At 48.9% G+C, this 22,412-nt stretch carries 16 protein-coding genes; all 16 read right to left on the reverse strand.

The features are described 5' to 3' along the window. Window positions 1–3: 3 nt before the first annotated feature. The 16 genes from clpB to purM all read right to left on the reverse strand — a co-directional run bounded on the left by clpB (window position 4) and on the right by purM (window position 22,406). Entirely contained in the window at window positions 4–2,595 is a 2,592-nt protein-coding gene (clpB, locus tag KNO95_RS12385; protein ID WP_214701023.1) for an ATP-dependent chaperone ClpB, read from the reverse strand. Between the two features lie 19 nt (window positions 2,596–2,614). Continuing rightward, a complete protein-coding gene (locus KNO95_RS12390) occupies window positions 2,615–3,484 on the reverse strand; it encodes a DnaJ C-terminal domain-containing protein (RefSeq protein WP_026826871.1) in 870 nt (289 codons plus the stop codon). Window positions 3,485–3,623: 139 nt separating this feature from the next. After that, window positions 3,624–4,796: a CamS family sex pheromone protein gene (locus tag KNO95_RS12395; RefSeq protein WP_214704309.1), complete on the reverse strand. Its 1,173-nt coding sequence runs from the start codon at window positions 4,794–4,796 to the stop codon at window positions 3,624–3,626. Window positions 4,797–4,926: 130 nt separating this feature from the next. Further along, window positions 4,927–6,399, reverse strand: coding sequence for an LPXTG cell wall anchor domain-containing protein (locus tag KNO95_RS12400; protein WP_214879129.1), 1,473 nt, complete (start codon window positions 6,397–6,399; stop codon window positions 4,927–4,929). 243 nt (window positions 6,400–6,642) lie between these two features. Next, window positions 6,643–8,637, reverse strand: a complete 1,995-nt coding sequence (gene ligA / locus KNO95_RS12405; protein ID WP_034771249.1) for an NAD-dependent DNA ligase LigA — start codon at window positions 8,635–8,637, stop codon at window positions 6,643–6,645. Window positions 8,638–8,646: 9 nt separating this feature from the next. Next, a complete protein-coding gene (gene pcrA / locus KNO95_RS12410) occupies window positions 8,647–10,863 on the reverse strand; it encodes a DNA helicase PcrA (RefSeq protein ID WP_026826874.1) in 2,217 nt (738 codons plus the stop codon). 38 nt (window positions 10,864–10,901) lie between these two features. Next, a complete protein-coding gene (gene pcrB / locus KNO95_RS12415) occupies window positions 10,902–11,582 on the reverse strand; it encodes a heptaprenylglyceryl phosphate synthase (RefSeq protein ID WP_026826875.1) in 681 nt (226 codons plus the stop codon). A gap of 90 nt (window positions 11,583–11,672) precedes the next feature. Next, window positions 11,673–11,906, reverse strand: coding sequence for a hypothetical protein (locus KNO95_RS12420; protein WP_026826876.1), 234 nt, complete (start codon window positions 11,904–11,906; stop codon window positions 11,673–11,675). Window positions 11,907–11,918: 12 nt separating this feature from the next. Continuing rightward, the gene (locus KNO95_RS12425) at window positions 11,919–13,301 is read right to left on the reverse strand and encodes a TrkH family potassium uptake protein (RefSeq protein ID WP_026826877.1); all 1,383 of its coding nucleotides are present in this window, start codon (window positions 13,299–13,301) and stop codon (window positions 11,919–11,921) included. A 35-nt stretch (window positions 13,302–13,336) separates the two neighbouring features. Next, window positions 13,337–13,642, reverse strand: coding sequence for a YerC/YecD family TrpR-related protein (locus KNO95_RS12430; RefSeq protein ID WP_026826878.1), 306 nt, complete (start codon window positions 13,640–13,642; stop codon window positions 13,337–13,339). Between the two features lie 67 nt (window positions 13,643–13,709). Continuing rightward, window positions 13,710–15,452, reverse strand: a complete 1,743-nt coding sequence (locus tag KNO95_RS12435) for an adenine deaminase C-terminal domain-containing protein (RefSeq protein ID WP_214879131.1) — start codon at window positions 15,450–15,452, stop codon at window positions 13,710–13,712. A 180-nt stretch (window positions 15,453–15,632) separates the two neighbouring features. Next, a complete protein-coding gene (locus KNO95_RS12440; RefSeq protein WP_214879134.1) occupies window positions 15,633–17,921 on the reverse strand; it encodes a bifunctional diguanylate cyclase/phosphodiesterase in 2,289 nt (762 codons plus the stop codon). Between the two features lie 90 nt (window positions 17,922–18,011). Next, window positions 18,012–19,265: a phosphoribosylamine--glycine ligase gene (purD, locus tag KNO95_RS12445; RefSeq protein WP_214879136.1), complete on the reverse strand. Its 1,254-nt coding sequence runs from the start codon at window positions 19,263–19,265 to the stop codon at window positions 18,012–18,014. 14 nt (window positions 19,266–19,279) lie between these two features. Next, window positions 19,280–20,800: a bifunctional phosphoribosylaminoimidazolecarboxamide formyltransferase/IMP cyclohydrolase gene (gene purH, locus KNO95_RS12450; protein WP_214879138.1), complete on the reverse strand. Its 1,521-nt coding sequence runs from the start codon at window positions 20,798–20,800 to the stop codon at window positions 19,280–19,282. Beyond that, on the reverse strand, window positions 20,797–21,375 hold the full coding sequence (gene purN, locus KNO95_RS12455) for a phosphoribosylglycinamide formyltransferase (RefSeq protein ID WP_026826883.1): 579 nt from the start codon (window positions 21,373–21,375) through the stop codon (window positions 20,797–20,799). Before purN ends, purH begins: the two co-directional genes overlap by 4 nt. Further along, window positions 21,372–22,406: a phosphoribosylformylglycinamidine cyclo-ligase gene (purM, locus tag KNO95_RS12460; RefSeq protein WP_214879140.1), complete on the reverse strand. Its 1,035-nt coding sequence runs from the start codon at window positions 22,404–22,406 to the stop codon at window positions 21,372–21,374. Before purM ends, purN begins: the two co-directional genes overlap by 4 nt. Between the last annotated feature and the right edge of the window lie 6 nt (window positions 22,407–22,412).

Genomic DNA, 22,412 nt, shown 5'->3' on the forward strand with positions numbered 1-22,412 from the left:
TCCTTATGCCTTCACCGTCGAGGGACGTAACGTCAACATTCCGTTTTCGACATCGATGACGACCGTCTGACCGTCTTCGACATCTCCTGCTAGGATGCTGCGGGCAAGTTTCGTTTCAATGGTCCGTTGTACATAACGGTTGATTGGACGGGCACCGAATTGAGGCTCATACGCCTCGTCAGCGACAAACGTTTTCGCCGCATCTGTGATCTCGATATGAATCGAGCGTGTTGTAAGCCGTTCACTCATCCGTCCGACCGCCTTCTCGACAATTTGACCGATTTGATCTTTCGTGAGTGGATGGAACAGAATCGTTTCATCCACCCGATTCAAGAACTCTGGACGGAAGTGACGGCGGAGCTTCTCGATCACTTGACGCTCCTCGTCCTCGTCAATGACCCCATCTTTCGCTGCCTCGAGCAAAATATCTGCCCCGATATTTGACGTCATGATGACAATCGTGTTTTTGAAGTCAACGATTCGACCGTGCGAATCGGTCAATCGCCCGTCATCGAGCAGTTGTAGCAAGATGTTAAAGACATCTGGATGTGCCTTCTCAACCTCATCGAGTAAGAGCACCGAGTAAGGGTTACGACGAACCGCTTCTGTCAACTGACCGCCTTCCTCATAGCCGACGTATCCAGGAGGGGCACCGACAAGACGAGACACGGCGTGTTTTTCCATATATTCACTCATGTCGAGTCGAACGATATGGTCTTCTGAATCAAACATCGCTTCCGCGAGCGCCTTCCCGAGCTCGGTCTTCCCGACGCCTGTCGGTCCGAGGAAGAGAAATGAACCGATTGGACGGTTTGGATCTTTGATTCCTGCACGGGCACGAATGACTGCATCACTGACTAGTCGAATCGCATCGTCTTGACCGAAGACACGTTTGTGCAAGACCGTTTCTAAGTTGAGAAGCTTATCCCGCTCTCCTTCTGTTAGTTTCGTCACCGGAATACCGGTCCATTTCGAGACGACTTCGGCGATTTCTTCTTCCGTCACTTCTTCTCGCACGAGTTCGCGCGTCACGGATCCCGCCAACTGTTCCGCTTCCTCAAGTTCTCGCTCGAGTTCTGGGATGCGTCCATACTTCAACTCGGAGGCCCGGTTTAAGTCATAGCGACTCTCTGCTTCCTGTAACTCGAGACGTACCTTCTCAAGGTCTCCACGGATTTGTTGCACGCGGTGTGTCGATTCTTTCTCATTTTCCCAACGGAGACGTAGCGAATCTGATTGTTCCCGGAGCGAAGCTAACTCTTGTTGGAGTGCTTCGAGTCGTTTCATCGAAGCTGCGTCGCTCTCTTTTTTGAGTGCAGCCTCTTCAATTTCAAGTTGCATGACACGACGAACCAACTCGTCAAGCTCCGCCGGCATCGATTCCATTTCTGTCCGAATCATCGCACATGACTCGTCGACGAGATCGATGGCCTTGTCCGGCATGAAGCGGTCGGTGATATAACGGTTTGACAGAACCGCTGCCGCGACGAGCGCGTTGTCGTGGATGCGTACACCGTGGTGAATCTCAAAGCGTTCTTTTAATCCGCGCAAGATGGAGACCGTATCCTCGACGTCCGGTTCAGCAACAAGTACTTGTTGGAAGCGACGCTCGAGCGCCGGGTCCTTTTCGATATATTGGCGATACTCGTCTAGTGTCGTCGCACCGATACAATGAAGTTCACCTCGAGCGAGCATCGGTTTTAACATGTTACCGGCATCCATCGAACCTTCCGACTTTCCTGCACCGACAATCGTATGCAGTTCATCAATGAAGAGAATAATCGTACCTTCTGCTTCCTTCACTTCGGATAAGACAGCCTGAAGACGTTCCTCAAATTCGCCACGGTATTTCGCACCGGCGACAAGTGAACTCATATCGAGACTGAAAATCGTTTTATCTTTCAAACTTTCCGGTACGTCGCCTCGAACGATTCGTTGGGCGAGTCCTTCGACGATTGCCGTCTTCCCGACACCCGGTTCCCCGATGAGAACTGGATTGTTTTTCGTCTTCCGACTCAAAATCCGGATGACACGACGAATCTCGCTATCACGTCCGATGACCGGGTCAATTTTTCCTGTCTTCACTTCCTGAATGAGGTCGCGTCCATATTTCGTCAACACATCGTAAGTCGCTTCGGGCGACTTCGATGTGATACGACGGTTCCCACGCACGGCGACGAGCGCCTCACGAAGATGTTCTTCCGTGATGCCTTGTCGCTCGAGCATCGCCTGCGCTTGACTGTTGTTCAATAAAATACCAAGAAGAATATGTTCGACCGATACGTACTCATCATTCATTCCGGTCGCTTCCCGTTCGGCCGTCGTCAAGACATTTAATAAGGAAGCCGAAATCATCGGTGTCGTTGGATTTTGAAGTTTTGGCGCATTTTTCAAAGATAGCGCGACTTCTCCTTCAATCTCAGACACATTGATCTCCATTTTTTGAAACAATAATGGCGCAATCCCATCCGTCTGTGAAATCATGGACGCTAACACGTGCCATTCATTGATTTCACTATGATGATATTGTTTCGCCAACGCTTGTGAACTGACTATACATTCATGTGCTTTGTCTGTAAATCGATTAAAGTCCATCACGACTCCTCCTTATCCATCAACGTTCAATTTGTTCATAAACAGAACGGTAAGCATCATCAAGCGGCAGATCGACCTCGAGTTGCACGTACAAATCCGACCGTACCTTCGAACCGGTCATAACACCGCGACCCGGAATCCTCATCCGTTGCCCCGGACGACTTCCCGGCTTCACTTTCAGCTTCACTCGCCCTCCGTCGAGCGTCGCAATAATGACGCTCGCTCCGTCTAAAAATTCGAGCGGCCGCAATCGCTTCACGGTCACGATATGCTCCCCTTCACGACGATACGTATCATCATCTGTGAAATGTAGTTCGACATACACGTCTCCTCGGTTACCGGATTGTCCTACCCGACTTCCTTTTCCTTTCAACCGTAACTTCTGCCCTTCATAGGCACCTTGTGGAATCTTGACGTTCACAGTACCTGTCTGAAGACGAAGACTCATTTTCGAGTCTTTTGTAAGCTGGCTGAGCGGGATATTGATCCGAACCGATTCATCTAGATCTTCCTCGACTGCTTGGTCAAAGAAACTGCCGAACATATCTTCAAACCCGAATGTGCGAGAAGTCGTTCGAGACCCACCGCCAAATTGTCGGAATAAATCTTCGAACTGGGCCGATCCTTCCCCGTAAGTTTCTCCGCCACCGCCGAATCCTTGTCCAAACGAAGGCCCATCCGGACTCCCATATCGATCATAATTTGCCTTTTTCTCCGGGTCGCTCAACACGTCAAACGCTTCTTGAATCGACTTGAACCGATCTTGTGCGCCAGAATCTTTATTGACGTCCGGATGGTATTGTTTCGCCAACTTCCGATATGCACGCTTAATCTCTTGCTCCGACGCTCCTTTTGAGACACCGAGCTCATCATAATAGTTTTTAGCCATATGGATTCACCTCACCTATCCCTTTCCCGTTTCTGTTAACTCTATTCTACTCAATTGGTCAAATAAGGTCAAAGATTATCCTTTCACTTTTCATACGAAAAAAAAGAGAGATTCGTTTCAAAAAACGAACCTCTCTCACTTAGAAGTATACTTTAGGACTATCCATACCGTCCTCAAACACAATCGTTACTTCATGGGCTCCACCGAGTGAGGTCACGTTGATTCGGACCGGTACGTTTCGGCTGTATTCCCATCGATTCTCAAGTAAGCCGACAACGTGTTGCGTGAATCCGACGAGTTCGGCACGGCTATAGAACTGGATTGGGATATCGACCTCAAGTCGTGATAAATCTCCATTCTGATAGAAACCCTTCCCAATCATCCCACTGTAATCTGGGAAGAGATCGGCGATCCGGTCACTGAAGAGCGTAAACTTTTGGGCATCCTCACGCACCTCATTTGTCGCTGTAGCCGATGGGAAGTAGTAATATTTCTCATCGATGGCTTTCCAATCACTTGATGTGACTTCATCTTTCGTTCCGATGTATGCGGATTTGATGTAGTTTCCCGGAGTCGGTGAGCCTTGTGTCGACTTCATGTAAAGTGCAATGTTGATGTCTATTTCTTTAAAGTCTTCCCGTTTTCGTAACTGGTTGACGAGTTCGTTCGCCATCCGTTCGCCTTCTGTGACCACTTTCTTCTGATCGAGCTTGACCGTATATGTCGGTCCATAGTTCGGTGCCTGGAAGACGTACTCACGATTTAAAATGAGTGCGAACGACACACCGCCTAATTGATAACCGCTGTCCTTTTTCGTCATGTAATTCTGTTCCACGATTGAAGCCAGATAAAGTGGTGATTTTTTATTTGCCTCGACAAATTTGTCATCCTCGACTTCAGCCTTCCCATCTGCATACGCCGGGTTTAAAGGCGTTAGTCCGTCTTTACTACCACCTTTTCGTCCAAGCAAACGCGAAACGTCTTCTGCGTTCAGAAGTTGGCCTTCTTGATAGGCGAATTTGTCTGGGGCGAACGCATCCGTCGAATGGCGCATGAGGCCAAGTTCGACTTCTTCAAGCTCTAATGACGAACTGACTTGACGCTGGGCGAGTCCTCTCGCTGCTGCCGCCTTGAATGGAATCACCATCTGATAGTATGAATCACGCGCTTCAATCGCTTGCGTAACACCTTCAGCTGCCGTTTCTTCCCCGGTCGGTGTCGCCTCTTCCTCACCCATCGGTATTTTCATTGAACATCCACTTAACAACAGCGCAGAGGCGATTGTCGGGACGACGAGTTGTTTCCATTTCATCTATGTGTAGCTCCTTTGAACATCGTTTCCTATTTCACTTTGTCCATTATAACAAAATCGTTCCATGAAAAAAGTATCGAAGCGGAATCAGAACAAATCCCTTCTCGCATATACAAGAAGGGATTTCGATTTATGGTTTGGTTGACGGATGTTTGCGACGAATCAACAAGAGAAGTCCGGAGGCAAAAAGTAGTGTACCGATCATGGCATGCCACGCGTCATCCGCTTCGCCTGTCATCGGGAGTAAATCTTGCGCGTACGTGTCAGACTCATCAACGTGTTCGACTGGTGGCGCGCCGTTCTCCTGAACGATGATTTTCACGACGGATACATCCTCTGTCTTCACTTCTTGCTGCTGTTTCTTAGACTCTTGTTTCGGTTCTTCTTCTTTTGACGGGACGGCTTGCTTCACTCCCACCGGTACGTCGACGGATCGTGCGACTCCTACATCTTCATTTACTTGAAAGGTGAACGTCGCACGTTGAATCAACTCAGCCCCGGCTCTCACATCATAGGATGGGAAGAGCGGGAGTTCAAAAGAGAACGTCACTTCTTCTTCCGGACCGAACCCGTCTATGAAGGTAGGAATCGCTTCGACTTGCTCCCTGAACCTTCTATTCGCCATGTTTCGTTCTTCTTCTGTCAAAGCACCGTTCGGCCATGTAAGCATAGCGTCAGATAAGAACAAAGTGATTTTCGAGGTGTTAGTGATTGTATACGTGTATCGAACAGGTTCTCCCGGTTGTACGGTCGCCTTCTCACTCGTAGCATTCACTGTAAAATCAGGTTGTTGCAAGAGGATAATTTGCTGACTTTCTGATGTGACGATTCGATCGAATTCATCCACTCCTGTCACGCGAAATAGACTACCAATCTCAGGACCGGTACTGAGCGAATAGTCAGCGGGAATCGATAAGAGCTCTGTCACTTCCACCTGTTCACCAGGCAGGAGTCCGTCATCCCCCATCAATTCATTCAAACGGTCAAAAACACGTTGATTGAACGATTCGACTGATAATTGTTCTAGATTCCCACTGAAATACTCATGGGACATATTTGTCACCGTCAACGGTGTGTCTCCTGTATTTTCAACGATAAACGTATAGGAAAGTTCACCCCCGACAACAGCTTGGTCGACCCCAGCAATGTTCACCGCCTCGATTGAAAGTACCGGGAGCATCGGTTCAGGCTCCGGTTCTTCTGCTACCGGTTCCGGTTCAATGGTCGAGGTCACTTCCGGTTCTTCGACTACAGATGGCTCTTCTACTTCAACAGGATACAAGTCCGAAATGATATTCGGAGAAAACGTATAAGGGACACCTTCCGCATCATAGAGCGTGATGACATCAATCAACGAATCATCGACCGACTCCGCATCAATCACGAATCGCCAAATGTCAGCTGATTCACGTACCCCATAAAACGTGATGCCTTCATAAACTAAACTTGATTCGTATAATGTTTCCATTTCCTCGTCCGTCAAATCCACTTGAATATAACGAAACGTTGTTGTATCAGCATGTACGACATGGACGGTAATCAATGTTGAAAGGAACATGAGAATAGTAAATACGGCAACGAAGCGCTGGATGTTGTGTGTCATGATGTTGGTCCCTCCTCTAAGGTGAAAACAGGCGCACGAATCGACTTCGTCCTGAATGGAGACTTTCATCACGTAGAGGAATGAGAGGGATATGTGTGTGAAAGTCCTGATGTCTAAGGGTTCTCTCGCAAAAATATATTAACATTTTGATTTAGTTAATCTATACCCCTCGAACGCTTGTGCGAACCTGCTCAATCCCATTTATTTCCGAAAAAACAAAAAACGTTCGCCGAAGCGAACGTCTTACGCCTGTTCGTTTATAAAGTCGAGCAGCTTAGCCTCATCCCATACTTCGATTCCGAGGGATTCGGCTTTCGCCAGTTTCGAACCTGCCTTTTCACCGGCAACGAGTAAATCTGTGTTTTTGCTCACACTTCCTGTCACACTCGCACCGAAAAGTTCAAGCTGCTTCCCAGCTTCGCCACGTGTCATCTCATGTAATTTCCCCGTCAATACGACCGTCTTACCAGATAAAGGAGCACCTTCGGTCGTCGGACGTTTCGTCCCTTTGAACGACAGGTTCACACCCGATTCCGCCAATTCTTTGACGAGTTCACGCGCTTCTGGTTTTTCGAAATAGAGCACAATCGACTCGGCCATCTTCGTCCCGATGCCATCAATCGACGTCAGTTCTTCGACCGTCGCCTTGATGATCGCCTCCATCGTCTCAAATCGTTCTGCAATCAAAGAGGCTGCCTTTTGACCGACGAGACGAATGCCGAGGGCGAAGAGCACACGTTCGAGCGAATTTTGTTTCGACTGTTCAATCGCCGAGAGTAGGTTCGTCACCGACGTCTCCCCCATGCGCTCGAGCGCAAGTAAATCGTCTCGGTTCAGGCGATACAAGTCGGCCACGTTATGGACGAGGTCCGCTTCATGGAGTTGCGTGATCACTTTCTCACCGAGTCCGTCGATATTCATCGCCTGCCGTGAGACGAAATGAATGAGTCCTTCGAGCAATTGGGCCGGACACTCCGGGTTGACACAGCGATGATCGGCCTCACCTTCAAGGCGAATCAGTTCGGATTCACATGCTGGACAATGGGTCGGAAATTCAATCACTCGTTCATCCCCGCTCCGTTCACTCGCAATTGCTGAGACAACTGCCGGAATGACGTCTCCCGCTTTTTTAATGACGACCCGATCACCGATATGAAGATCTTTTTCCTTTATAAAATCTTCATTGTGAAGTGTCGCATACGTCACCGTCGACCCTGCTACAGATACTGGAGAAAAACGTGCCCGCGGTGTGACTTTCCCCGTACGACCGACACTGAAATCGACGTCTTCGATTGTCGTCACGACTTCTTCTGCCGGGAACTTATAGGCGACGGCCCAACGTGGACTTTTCGCTGTGAAGCCGAGTTGTTCCTGTTCTTCGTACCCTGCGACTTTAATGACAATCCCATCGATTTCATACGGGAGTTCGCCACGTTTCGTCACGTACGTCTCAATATAATCCCATAGTTCATCGGCCGTTTTGCACGTCGTGTAGTCTCCGCTCACAGCGACTCCGAGTCGTTTCAAATAATCGAGCGACTCGTCATGCGACGCGACGAGATCGTCTTGCGACACCAAACCGTATGCAAAAAATGCCAAGTTTCGAGATGCTGCTATTTTCGAATCGAGTTGCCGGAGTGAACCGGCCGCTGCGTTTCTCGGGTTTGCGAACAATGGCTCACCGACCCGTTCCCGTTCATCATTCAACTGTTCGAACGAACGCTTCGGCATATACGCCTCACCTCGGACCTCAAACGTTGCATCCTCTTTCAAGCGAAGTGGGATCGAACGAATCGTCTTCAAGTTTTGGGTGATATCTTCACCTGTCGTTCCGTCCCCTCGCGTCGCGCCTCGCACGAGACGACCATTCTCATATTTTAAAGAGACGGCGAGTCCATCAAATTTCAGTTCAGCCACGAAGGTCGGTGTATAACCGAGGTCCTTCTCGATTCGTTCCACCCATTCCACGAGTTCCTCTTTCGAGAATACATTGCCGAGTGAGAGCATCGGTGTATCGTGGGTCACTTTGACGAAGGCGTCAAGAGGCGCCCCTCCGACGCGTTGTGTCGGAGAATCCGGTGTCCGTAGTTCAGGGTAGTCTGTCTCGATTTGAATCAATTCGTTCATCAGGCGATCATACTCCGAGTCTGGGACGCTCGGACGGTCGAGCACGTAATACTCGTATCCGTATTGATTTAACGTTTTACGCAATTCTTCTACGCGTTCTGCCATCTCCATATTCTCACCTCACGCTTTTTCAATCGGGGCAAATTTGGCCAACAAACGCTTAATCCCGACTTCAGGGAACGCGATGTCGACTTCGACTTGATCGCCTTCACCACGCGTCTGGACGACCGTCCCTTGCCCCCATTTTTTATGATTCGCTTTGTCACCAACTTGCCATCCGAGCGTTTCGGCGCCAGACGATTGGGCGAGCTTTGGCTTCGGTTTCGAACTAAAACCGTTCACTGGCAACTTCCCAGGTGATTCGACAGGGTTCCATGGCATTGGTTTTCTTGCCTTTCCGGACCGTTCTAACAACGTTTCCGGTAATTCATGCAGGAACCTTGATTCCGGGTTGTTTTGGAATCGGCCGTACAGCATCCTAGACTGTGCACGTGTCAAATAGAGACGCTTCTCGGCACGCGTTATGCCGACATATGCAAGACGCCGCTCTTCTTCCATTTCCTCTTCGTCGTTCAATGCCCGACTATGCGGGAACAGCCCCTCTTCCATTCCAATCAGGAAGACGACCGGGAACTCGAGTCCCTTCGCCGAATGCAGCGTCATCAACGTGACTTGATGCGATTCATCGACTTCATCAAGTGAATCCAAATCGGACACGAGCGTCAAATCGGTGAGGAAGGCGACCACTGTCTGTTCATCACTTTCTTTCTCGAAATTTTGAGCCACTGACAGGAATTCTTGTAAGTTCTCAAGTCGGCTTTCCGCTTCGAGCGTTTTCTCAATTTTGAGCATGTCTTCATAGCCGGTCTTCTTCAATATTTCTTCGACGAGTTCTGAAATCGAGAGATAGTCAGCCATTTGCCGTAAGTCCATCATCATTTGACGGAAGTCCGCAAGTTTCGTCGCCGTGCGTGGCGCAATCCCTGATAATTCGATGTCACGAATCGCATCCATAAGCGAAACACCCTGCATATCTGCAAAGTCACCTAACTTATCGACTGTGGCGGCCCCAATGCCTCGTTTTGGTTCGTTGACGACACGAACGAATGAGATATCTTCGTCCGGGTTGGCAATCAAACGCAAATAAGCCAAAACATCCTTAATTTCTTTACGTTCATAGAATTTTGTTCCGCCGACCATTTTGTACGGGATATTGGACTTGAGGAGCATCTCCTCGAGACCACGAGACTGGGCGTTCGTCCGGTAAAGGACTGCCATCTGGCCGTAGTCCATCCCTTCCATCTTCAGCTCTTTCATCTGATTCATGATGAAGAACGCTTCGTCGCGATCATCTGAAGCGACGTGCAGCAAGAGCTTCTCCCCTTCGTCGTTTTCCGTCCACAAATTCTTGTCTTTACGCGAAGCGTTGTTCTTGATGACGCCATTCGCTGCTTCCAAAATTCGTTTCGTCGAACGATAGTTTTGTTCGAGTAAGATGACACGGGCACTCGGGTAGTCTTTTTCAAACGTCAAGATGTTGGCGATATCGGCACCGCGCCAACGATAGATGGACTGATCCGAGTCCCCGACGACACACAAGTTCTCATGTGCCTGCGCAAGGAGTTTGACGAGCGTATATTGGGCACGGTTCGTATCCTGATACTCGTCGACATGGATGTATTTGAACTTCTTTTGATAGAACGCCAACACGTCTGGCGCTTCTTGGAATAAGTGAATCGTCTTCATAATCAAGTCATCGAAGTCGAGCACGTTATTTTGTTTCAACTTTTTCTCATAAGCCGTATAGACATCTGAGATGATGCGCTCATACGGATTATTTCCGACAAGGGCGGCTGCATCTTTCGCCGTACGCAATTCGTTTTTATGGTTCGAAATCATCCCGAGTAATGTACGTGGCTCATACTTCTTCGGATCGAGGTTCAATTCTTTGAGTACTTGTTTGATCGCCGTCAACTGGTCTGAGGCATCTAGAATGGAAAAGCTCCGCTCATAGCGGATACGGTCGATATCCCGTCGTAAAATACGGACACACATGGAGTGGAATGTGGAAATCCAAATGTCTTCCGCGACTCCACCGACAAGACGCGCAATCCGGTCTTTCATTTCTCGTGCAGCCTTGTTCGTGAACGTGATGGCCAAAATGTTCCAAGGCGCCACTTGCTTGGCCGCCATCAAATAAGCGACACGATGTGTTAAGACACGAGTTTTTCCCGATCCGGCACCCGCCATGATCAAAAGTGGACCATCGGTATGTTTGACGGCTTCTGCCTGTTCCGGGTTCATACCTTTGACTAATTCTTCGCTAAGGTTATACATAATCGTTTCCTTCCTTGTTCCAAACGTTTGTTCTTATTTTATCGGAGTGCTCGCACAGTCGCAAGTGCTCCTGCTAAGTCTTCGTAAATGATATTTCCGACGACGATCGTGTCGGCATGTGCACCCATCAAACGGGCCGAGTCTTCCCCGTCGATGCCACCTCCGTAGAAAAGGTGCGCTTTCGGGAGCGCCAATCGAATTTCTTTTACGACATCGAGGTCTCCGAGCCGTCCGCTATATTCGATATAGAGTGAGGGGAGGTGGAATAAGTGATGACCTGTTTCAGCATACGCCACGGCCTCTTCTAGCGACAAGTCACACTTCGACTCTGTCACTTCAGCGACTTTTGCGTCCGCGTTTAAGACGAGATAGCCTTGGGCCGTGACATGACGTGGATCAAAAAAATGACCATATCGTTCAAACGCCCGAGCCTGGTGTCCGATGATCCATTCTGGAGTTCCTGCATTGAGCACGGTCGGTACGAAGTAATGATCAAATCCGTGGATGACTTGACTCGGATGACTGATTTCGAGCGCGACAGGTATTCCGGCATCTCGGACTCTCGCATAGATTGCAAATGTATTCTCTGCATCGACCCCGTCCGTCCCGCCAATCAAAAAGGCGTCGGTTCCCGAATGAATGAGCGCACGGAGCGCTTCATCCGTGAGGGGTTTATTCGGATCTAATTTAAACACATGGCGCCATGACAGAAATTTCAACTTGTTCCCTCCCAACGAATCCTTCTCTAGTGTATCGATTTTTCTTATCACTTGCATCTCCTCAATATAAAAAAGACTTGCCGAAGCAAGTCACGAACGTGCCGTACGATTCTGTTCCCGATCCGTCAGCCATTTTGCAATAAGCAGTGCAAATAAACCATATACCGGGACAAACCAGAGCGGATTCGCTAAAAAGAATCCGAGCACTGGAATGTCGAGTAACGGGGAGTCCGGCGAACAGAGTGCCGTTCCATTGACGACCGCGATGAACGGCAGTACTGGAACGATAAAGACATATCCAAAGTTAATCCAAAAAGCTTTCATATGACAATCTCCTTATCCTAAGATAATCGATTCTTTCGGATAGTTATACATCCGCTTCGGCTGTCTCCGTTGCAAGATGAGAATGAAGGCGATGACACCGATTCGACCGATGAACATGAGAACCGTCAGCACCCATTTTCCAACGTTACTAAATTCAGAAGATAAACCGACAGACAGTCCTGTCGTTCCGAACGCCGAACATGCCTCGAATAAGATTCGTGTCAATGAGGCATCTTCAAAGTAAGCCATGACCATGACCCCAGACAATAGGACGGCGAGCGAAACGGTAATGATGACGAACGCTTTCCAAATGTCTTCAAGAACGATCTCACGACCGAAAATTTTAATTGACGAGTCTCCACGAATAAACGCGACGACCCCGAGAACAGCCACGGCAAACGTTGTTGTTCGAATCCCGCCACCGACAGACGATGGTGAGGCTCCGATGAACATAAGAATCGACAATAACAGCATGCTCGCTTCCGAGAACAAGTTGACGTCGACTGTCGATAATCCACCGTTACGTGTCGTCACGGACTGGAACAACGAATCTGAGAACGCAAGCCATAACGGCAAATCTTTGAAGGCATTGTTGTACTCGAAGAAGAACAATCCGACCGTCCCGACGGCAATCAAGATAAAGAATGTCGTGACCGTCAATTTGGTGAACAATGAGAACCGACTCGGGAACGTATGACGCTTCCGTGTGATTCGGCTCACCAAGTATGTCCGAATCTCAACGAGTACCGGGAATCCGATGGCACCACCTGTCATAAGCGCAATTTGCGTGAAGATGACAAACGGGTCTTCACGGAACGGCGCGAGCGAACTCCCGGTAATATCAAATCCGGCGTTCGTCGTCGCACTGACGGATCCGAATAAGCCTTGTAAGAAGGCTTCTCCGGCGGTATCAAAATAATTTAAGTAATGGACCCCGAGTAAGACGGCACCGACCGCCTCAATGGCAATAACGGTGATGACGATTTCTGTGATGTATTTGACAATACCAGACATCGATGTCTGGTTTTGGTCACGTAAAATCAGTTGTCGCTCCCGGAACCCGATCCGCTTCCCAAGCAAAATCCACATAATGACGTGCAGACTGATCAACCCGACACCACTCACTTGGACGATGAACAAAATGATAAATAAGCCGAACGTGGAGAAGGTATCGGTGACCACGATTGGCGTTAGCCCAGTGACACTGACACAACTCACCGCAAAGAAGACAAGGTCAGTAAACGTAATCGTCACACCGGGTTTATGGGCAATCGGTAAGGCGAGGAGCAAAACTGATAAAATCGCTGCCGCACTATAAATTAACACGAGTGTTTGAACCGGTGTTAAATTTCGAAAGAACAATTGTAAGTTCCGTTTCATGAATTTCTGTTGCATCTCGCCCCTCCCCTCCATCAAAAACAAGATGACTCTTAAGAGTCACCTTTTGTTTGTTGTAGACGTTCAAGAGCGAGGTCGTATCCGCCTGTCCCATAGTTCAAGCATCGCTTCACACGTGAAATCGTGGCCGTCGAGGCGCCTGTCGCGTCCTCAATTTTATGATACGTGTTTCCTTCACGTATTTGCCGCGCCACTTCCAGTCGTTGCGCAAGTGCTTGAATTTCATTGACAGTCGCTAAATCTTCGAATAATTGATAACAGTCTTCGAGCGTATCGAGCTTCAAAATTGCCTCAAACAATTGATCAAGCTCTCGACCTCTTAATTTATCGAGTTGCATCCGCAAGCATCCTCTCTACTCATACTTCTTTACTATTCTAAAGCAGGGGCGCCTTGGACTCAACTATTCATCGCAAAATCGCAGGAAATAGTACTTGTTTTTTCATGACTTCGTAAATGCCGAGCGGTGTTGCGCGAACATACGGCAAGTGTGTGGATGCTAAAAACAGTAATGTATAAATCGGATCTTCAAACTGATAACCCCTTGCCACGAGCTCCTCGCGTAGCTGTTTCTCTTGACCGATGAGAGTGTCGAGTGGTTCCGTCGAGGTCATTCCACAGAGCGGTAAAGGGATCTCGGCAACGATTTTCCCTTTATCGACAAGCACGATACCTCCTCCGAGTTCTTTCATCCGTTCGAACGCCTGCAACATGTCTTGTTTACATTTACCTAAAATCAAATAGTCCCCGCTGATTGAATACGAACTGACAAGTCCCCCGAAATCTCGGGCAAATCCTTTCAGCACCGTGTTCAATCGCCATTTCCCTTCTTTATCAAGCAACATGAGGAACGATTCGTCTCCATCACGCGGTAATTCGTCTTGACCCGTGTCATGCGTAATTTTAAACAGTTTCATGATGACCGAGTTGACCATGTCGAGTCCGACTGGCATGCTGAATGACAAATCTTGTGGCGTCAGCTCGATAGAAACGTCTGTCGACGGCATCTTGTCGAGCACCGCTTCCACCAATTCATTCGGGAATAACGATTTACCATCACGGTAAATCCACTGCCCTTTCGCGATGACTGCTGTCGGTCGGGGCTCCTCGATTGTATCGAGGATATTCAAGTGGGCGATGCGTCCCGGGGCAATAGAGCCTAGAATGTGATCGAGGTCAAAATGACGCGCTACGTTGTGAGAAACGATCCGGTACGCCTCAACGGCCGGTAGTCCTTCTTCTATCAAAATTTGGACGAGGGCGTCTTGCATGCCGTCTTCATAAAAGCCTGGTGTCGAACCGTCCGTCGTCACCATGAGGTGATCGAACGCCGTCAATCCGTTCGCCAATAGGTCACGAATCATCCCCGGCAAGTCCGGTCGGATGGAAGAATGGCGAAGCGTTGTTGTATAACCTAATTCAAGTCGATTGAGCGCCTCTTCTGCCGTCATTGCCTCATGGTCGCTGTGCACTCCCATCAACGCCATTTTAGTCAATGTCTTGGGCGACGCTCCCGGGAAGTGGCCTTCGACCGGCAGTCCGCACGTCTCGGCATCGAGCATCCATTGGAGCATCTCATCATCGCCCTTCATTGCGCGTGGCCATGCCGTCAGTTCACCTGCCATCACGACATCCGGATGATTAAACCACTCATGGATACGTTCTGAGTCGACAGCGACACTCTCCCGATCAAGTTCGGTTTGTGTGTCAAGTCTTGCCCACCAATACGTACTCGTCGGCAGCTGCTGAATCGCTTCTAACTGCGCAAACGCTTGCTCTTTTTCTTGTAAAAAAAGCAGCATGTTGTCATTAATGAGAGTCGTCGTTCCGCGTTCCCCAGCATATTTTGACAACGTCGCCGGATTGTACAATTGGAATGGATGAGCGTGTGGTTCGATATAACCAGGCACAATATATTTCCCTGACACATCGACCGTCTCGACTGCTGATTCCGGTAAGTCTGGACCGACATAAACGATACGATCTCCTTCAATCCAGATGTTCGCAGTTTTCCATTGTTTCACGTATACGTTCAAATACGTCGCATTTTTTAAGACGAGCGAAGGTGGCCGTACTCGATCAACGACTTCGATTTGTGAACGAATCATCACTTTAGACCACGGTGCCCGCGCCGTTCTTTTTATTGGCATCGAACCCAATCCTCCCTTTTCTCTTTCAATACTATTAAAAAATAGTTTTGAAAGCGTTTTCTTCACCTGTTTCAAGTTTACCTTTTCTCTGAAAGGGTCGCAAGTTATGTTCACTATTGTAACAAAATTCACATATATTTTTCACAAAAAAGCGACTCTTCTTCTGAAGAATCGCCTAGATCAAATTTGTGTCATGACAGTTTTTCGCAAGTAGTGATGCAATTGGTCAATTGGAATTGGTTTACTGTAATGATATCCCTGAATGAGCGAACTACTATATTCTAATACGAATGCAAGTTGTTCCGGTCGTTCGACTCCTTCTGTGACGATATCGAGTCCTAGCGTTTGGAAGGTTTGGTAAAGCCCTTCTAACAAGGCGCGGTCAAACTTGTTCTCCGGAATCCCTTTGACGAAGTTTTGATCAATTTTAATAATATCAAGACGTAGCGATTGCAAGTATGACAAAGAAGACGTTCCGACCCCGAAATCATCGAGTGATATTTTTACCCCGATCACTTTTAACGCTTGGATAAACTGTTGAAGTTCATACACGTTCCCACCGACTTCACTTTCTGTGATTTCTACATGCAGTCGGTGTGGATGGAATCCCGTATCGGTAAGCGTTTCTTCCAATGTCTCTAAAAAGGAACCATCTAAAATTTGACGTTTTGATACGTTGATTGATAAAAATAAATCAAAACGCTCTGCATACTCCTGAATCTCGGTAATAGCTCGGACAAGTACCCACCGTCCCACATCCGAGATGAGTCCAAGTTGTTCTGCTACCGGAATAAAAACGCCCGGGGAGACGAACCCTTTCTGCGGATGATGCCAGCGAATCAATGCTTCTACGCCCATCACCTGAAATGGTTGGGGAGATACGATTGGTTGATAGTACAGTTCAAATTCATCATGGTGTAACGCATGACGTAAATCCCGCTCCATCTCGAGTGTCTGCAAGTAATGACTCCCATCTTCAATGTCTTGATAGGAGATAATGTTATCTTTTCCTGACGCTTTGACCTCATGTAAGACGACGTCAAGACGTGCCATCATCACCTCATAGGAGTGATGTGACGGTTCCCTCAATTCATCAATTCCAATACTTAAGGTCAGATGGTTCATTCCTTGCTTCAGACCCCATTCGCGTAAATCTTTCACTAACTGATTGGCGATAATCATGAGTTCTTCAGTCGTCCATTCCGAATGAATCAAGATGAACTCATCCGCTCCGATTCTTGCCACGAAGCCATCCTCTTTATAAAACATTAAACGAGAGGCAAAGAACGTAAGCATCGCATCCCCCGTACGCTGACCAAATTGGTCGTTGATCCGCCGGAAGTTGTCGAGATCGATTCCCATCACACCAATCGAGCGGGTCGTATCCGGTAAATTCATGAACATTTCCTCGACCGCCAAGCGGTTCGGGAGACGTGTTAAGGAATCTCGAAAGGCACGTGTCAACGACTCTTTTTGTGTCTGCTCTAATGCATCGAGTACCTCATTCATACTGATTGCCATTTCTTCAATCTCGTCTTGTTTATGGGGATGTAGATGGATCCGTAAACGACTATTTCGTTCCTTCGTGATCCACTTCAGTTCTTTGACGATACCCATTAGACGTTTTGTAATGATTTGATTCACCGTCCAAAACAGAGTCAACAATAAACCAAGACCGAGAACGAGGAGTCCGAACATGCCGGTTTCTAACATCGTCTGAGTGTTTGTATAGTACGTGCGCTTCACCGAGAAATTGACTTCCCAGTTCGCATCTTGATAAATCGATTGCAGTGGTAAAGAGACGCGGGCAAACCGACTGTCTTGTTCAATCGTCAGCCGTTGATGAGCGAGCGGGCTAATGGATAGTTTCGTTTTTGCTTGTGCACTCATCGCCGCCATGAAGTCCGGACCGATTTTTTGAATGATTACAAGCGTACCACTAGGTTCACCCGTTCCATCACTTTTTACAATCGGATGGCTCATGAAGACCACAGGGCCGAAGTCGGTACCGTATACCGCACTTTGTGTCATACCAGTCGAGTTGACGTAGCGTAACAAATCATTTGTGAAGGCGCTCTTCTCTTCTGCCTTTTCTAACTCATAAATCTGATTAAATTCGGAGTAGACTACCTCTCGATTTTTGTCGAGGAAAATCATCGCCCCGATCCCTAAATTTTCTAAGGTTTCTTCCCCCATATTATTTTCGACAAAAGTATCATTCTCGTTCTGCACGAAATCATAGGCGTTCGTCCAGACTGACCAGTCGATAAGAATCCGTTCGAGCATGAGACGGTGATTGGCGAACACTTCCGAAACACTCTCGATTTGATCGCGGGTCATCGCCTTGTCCTGTTCAATACTTTTCTCTACAAAATACGGTTTGATGACAAATAAAATGACACCGATGAAGAGTACGATGTTCACGGCAATTGCAATAAATAGTTTTGATTGAACACGCAGGCCGACCACCTTCTTTCTCCGAGCTACTTTACTATTGTAAAACAGGATATCGGTATTTCCTTTTTTTCGCATGAAAAAAAGGATGGGTTGACCCATCCTTCAAATAATCTGTGTGAACGCTCGTGATCCGATATCGGTTCGATGGAACGTTTCCGGTAAATCGAGTAGTGAGATTGCTTCATATACCACTGTCTTCGCTTCAAGTAGCGTCGGTCTCGTCGCAGTCACGATGAGTAAGCGACCGCCGTTTCCAATGACTTGATCGTCCTGCCTCACCGTTCCGGCGTGGAAAACGAGGACGTCCTGTGGGAGCGATTCAAATCCCGATAGCACTTGACCCGTGTTAGGGCGTTCCGGGTATCCCTTCGCCGCAATGACGACACCCATCGTATATCCGTCGCTCCACTCGATCGGATACGACTCTTGACGAACGACCGCTTCAATCACGTCAAGGAGCGGCGATTTCAAGTTCGGCACGATGGCCTCTGTTTCCGGGTCACCGAAGCGCGCATTGAATTCGATGACTTTCGGTCCGTCAGATGTCAAGATAAGCCCGGCATACAAGAATCCCTCAAACGGGGTACCACGCTTGACCATCGTTTGTGCGAGCGGCTCTAACACCGTCTTCACCGCTTCTTGATACACAGTCTCTACCAAATGAGGCATTGGGCTATAAGCACCCATCCCACCCGTATTCGGTCCCGCGTCGCCGTCATAGGCGCGTTTATGATCTTGAGAGGTAACCATCGGAATGACGTGCTCTCCCGAGACGAACGCCATGAGTGAAAATTCCTCTCCATCGAGAAACTCTTCAATGACGACTTGTGACTGTTGCCCAAATTTATCCGTCGTGAAGATATCGCGTACCGCAGCTTCAGCTTCTTCCACAGTGAACGCAACCGTGACTCCTTTACCGGCTGCCAGTCCATCCGCCTTGACGACGAGGGGTGCCCCAAGCTTCTCGATATAAGCAAGCGCGGATGTCGCGTCCGTGAACGCCTCGTACGCTGCTGTCGGGATCCCGGCTTCCATCATGATTTCTTTTGCGAAAGCCTTGCTTCCCTCTAATAAGGCAGCTGCTTTCGTTGGTCCAAAGATGTTCAACCCTTTGTTGCGGAACGTGTCGACGACTCCTGCCATGAGCGATGACTCAGGTCCGACAATCGTCCATTCCATCTCTTTCTCTTCTGCAAAATGAACAAGCGCCTCAACGTCCGTTTCATTGATTGACACACACGTCATACCTTCCATGAAATCGTTGCCCGGTGCAACGAAGATGTTGTGCCCGTCTTGTTTCAACTTCCACGCGAGCGCATGCTCGCGTCCTCCTCGACCGATGACCAATACGTTCATGACGCGCACCCCTCTCAGTGTTTAAAGTGTCGAACTGACGTGAATACCATCGTGATTCCGTGTCGGTTCGCCGCTTCGATTGACTCTTCGTCACGAATCGACCCGCCTGGTTGGATGATGGCCGTGATTCCTGCAGCAGCTGCCGCTTCGACCGTATCGGCCATCGGGAAGAAGGCATCGCTCCCGAGAGCTGCGCCAGTCGCGCGTTCCCCGGCTTGTTCGAAGGCAATTTTTGCTGCGCCGACGCGGTTCATCTGTCCGGCACCGATTCCAATCGTCGTTTCATCTTTGGCGACGACAATGGCGTTCGACTTGACGTGCTTGACGACACGCCATGCAAGTTTCAAGTCTTCCCATTCCGCTGCGGTCGGACGACGATCCGTCACGATTTGGCATGAGGCATCATCTAGTGTCATGTCATCCCCGTCTTGTACGAGCAATCCTCCGGCGACAGCCGTTAAGCGCATGCCTGTCATGTGTCCCATATCGAGCGTCAACAAACGAAGATTCTTCTTCTCTTTCAATCGGTCAAGTGCTGCCTCACTAAAGGAAGGAGCGATGATGATCTCTAAAAAGATGTTGCGAAGGGCATCAGCCGTCTCAAGATCGACTTCACGGTTCAAAGCGACGATTCCGCCAAAGATAGAGACCGGATCAGCGGCATGGGCGCGTTCGAACGCTTGAGAAATCGTCCGTCCGACCGCCACACCACATGGATTCATATGTTTCACGACGACCGCAGCCGGTTCATTCAACTCACTGAGTGCTTCAAGTGCTGCGTTCGTATCCTGAATGTTGTTATACGAGAGTTCTTTCCCGTGAAGCTGTGTCGCATTCGCAAGTGTCATGCCGTCGTATAATGGTGTCTTATAAAATGCAGCTTGTTGGTGCGGATTCTCACCGTAACGAAGGTCTTGTACTTTCTCATACGTAACCGTCAATTGCTCTGGGAACGTCTCCTCGATTTGACGACCTAAGTAGTCGGCAATCAACGCATCATAGGCAGCCGTATGACGGAACGCTTTCGTTGCGAGACGTTGACGCATCTCAAACGATGTACCGCCTCCACGCACTTCATCGGCGACAAGTGTGTAATCACTTGGGTCAACGACGACCGTGACGCTTGCATGGTTTTTCGCAGCCGAACGCAACATGCTCGGTCCACCGATATCGATATTTTCAATCGCTTCTTCATAGGTCGTGTTCTCTTTCGCAATCGTCTCTTTGAACGGATACAGATTGACGACGACATAGTCAATCGGTTCGATGTGATGATCTTTCATTTGGGAGACATGCGTATCAAGGTCGCGACGTCCGAGAAGTCCACCGTGAACGAGTGGGTGCAACGTCTTGACACGACCGTCTAACATCTCCGGGAACGATGTCACTTCCGAGATGTTTTTGACCGGTAATCCCGCCTGTTGGAGGGCTGCCTCGGTCCCACCTGTCGAGATGAGTTCGATGCCCGCCTCATGTAAGACGGTCGCTAGTTCAACAATGCCTGTTTTATCAGAAACACTTAATAATGCTCTCACTTGAAAACCTCCTGTTGATTCAACACTTGTTGTAATACGCGCGGATACAATTGATGTTCAATCGCTTGAATACGTCGTGTCGCTTCGGTGCGGTCGCACCCTTCAATCTCGACGGATGCTTGTGCGATGATTGGACCCGTGTCCATCCCCGAATCCACATAATGAACGGTCGCACCACTTTTCGGTACGTTTGCGTCAAGCGCCTGACCGATTGCATCTTTCCCCGGAAACGCAGGTAAGAGTGAAGGATGAATATTTAAAATGTTGTTCGGATATGCGGATAGTAACACATTTCCAATCAAGCGCATATACCCTGCCAACACGATATAGTCCACTTGAAGCGAATTGAGAAGGACGAGGATTTCTTCCTCGAACTCCTCTTTAGACGCATACGACTTCGGTGTAAAGGAAAAGCTCGGGATGTTGTAACGCTCCGCACGTTCGAGAACCGTCGCTGCTGGTTTGTCCGTCACGAGCAACACGCATTCGGCTGACAATTGTCCATCGACGATTGCCTGCCAAATCGCTTCGGCGTTACTTCCCGACCCTGATGCAAAGATGGCAAATCGTTTCATTGGTCCACTCCTGAGATTCGGATTCCTAGACGACTTTCGACTTTCCCGATTCGGTGCGCTGTCTCCCCGACACGTTCGAGCGCCGCTTCGATCAATTCCACATCTTCGGCACGTACCGTAATCATGTAACCGATTCCCATATTGAAGACGTTGAACATTTCCTGTTTCGAGATGTTTCCGACTTGTTCGAGCCAGTCGAATACAGGAAGGCTTGGCCAACTCGACGCATCAAACGTGATCCCAAGACCTTCCGGTAACATACGAGGGACATTCTCATAGAAGCCGCCGCCTGTGATGTGTGCCATTCCTTGAACTTTACCTGTCGAAATCGCCGCCTTCGCCGCTTCGGCGTAAATCCGTGTGGGGAGAAGCAAAGCGTTCCCAAGTGTCGTATCAAGCATCGCAATCTCATCCGTATAGTGGAGGCCTTGCGCTTCGACGATATGACGAACGAGGGAGAAACCGTTCGAATGAACACCGGAAGAAGCGAGTCCAAGGACAATGTCTCCCGCTTGAATCGTCGAACCATCGAGCAAGTCTTCTTTCTCAACGACACCGACCGCAAATCCGGCGATATCATATTCGCCATCCGTGTACATCCCTGGCATCTCAGCCGTTTCACCACCGACGAGGGCGCATCCCGCTTGGACACATCCTTCAGCGACACCGGCGACGATGCGCTCAAGCTTGGCCGGTTCTGCTTTTCCTGTCGCAATATAGTCGAGGAAATAGAGCGGTTCTGCTCCATGCACGAGACAATCGTTGACGCACATGGCGACACAATCGATTCCAATCGTATCATGCTGGTCGAGCGCGAACGCCAATTTCAGTTTCGTCCCGACCCCGTCGGTCCCGCTCACGAGAATCGGATGTTTCATGTTCATCGAACCGAGGTCAATCATCGCTCCGAAACTGCCGAGACCGGTCATCACTTCCGGACGCATCGTCCGGGCGACATGACGTTTCATACGGGATACGGCCTCGTACCCTGTTTCTAAATTCACACCCGCTTGTTCATATCGAACGCTCATCGCTTT

The sequence above is a fragment of the Exiguobacterium sp. ERU653 genome (genome assembly GCF_018617775.1).
Classification (GTDB): domain Bacteria; phylum Bacillota; class Bacilli; order Exiguobacteriales; family Exiguobacteriaceae; genus Exiguobacterium; species Exiguobacterium marinum.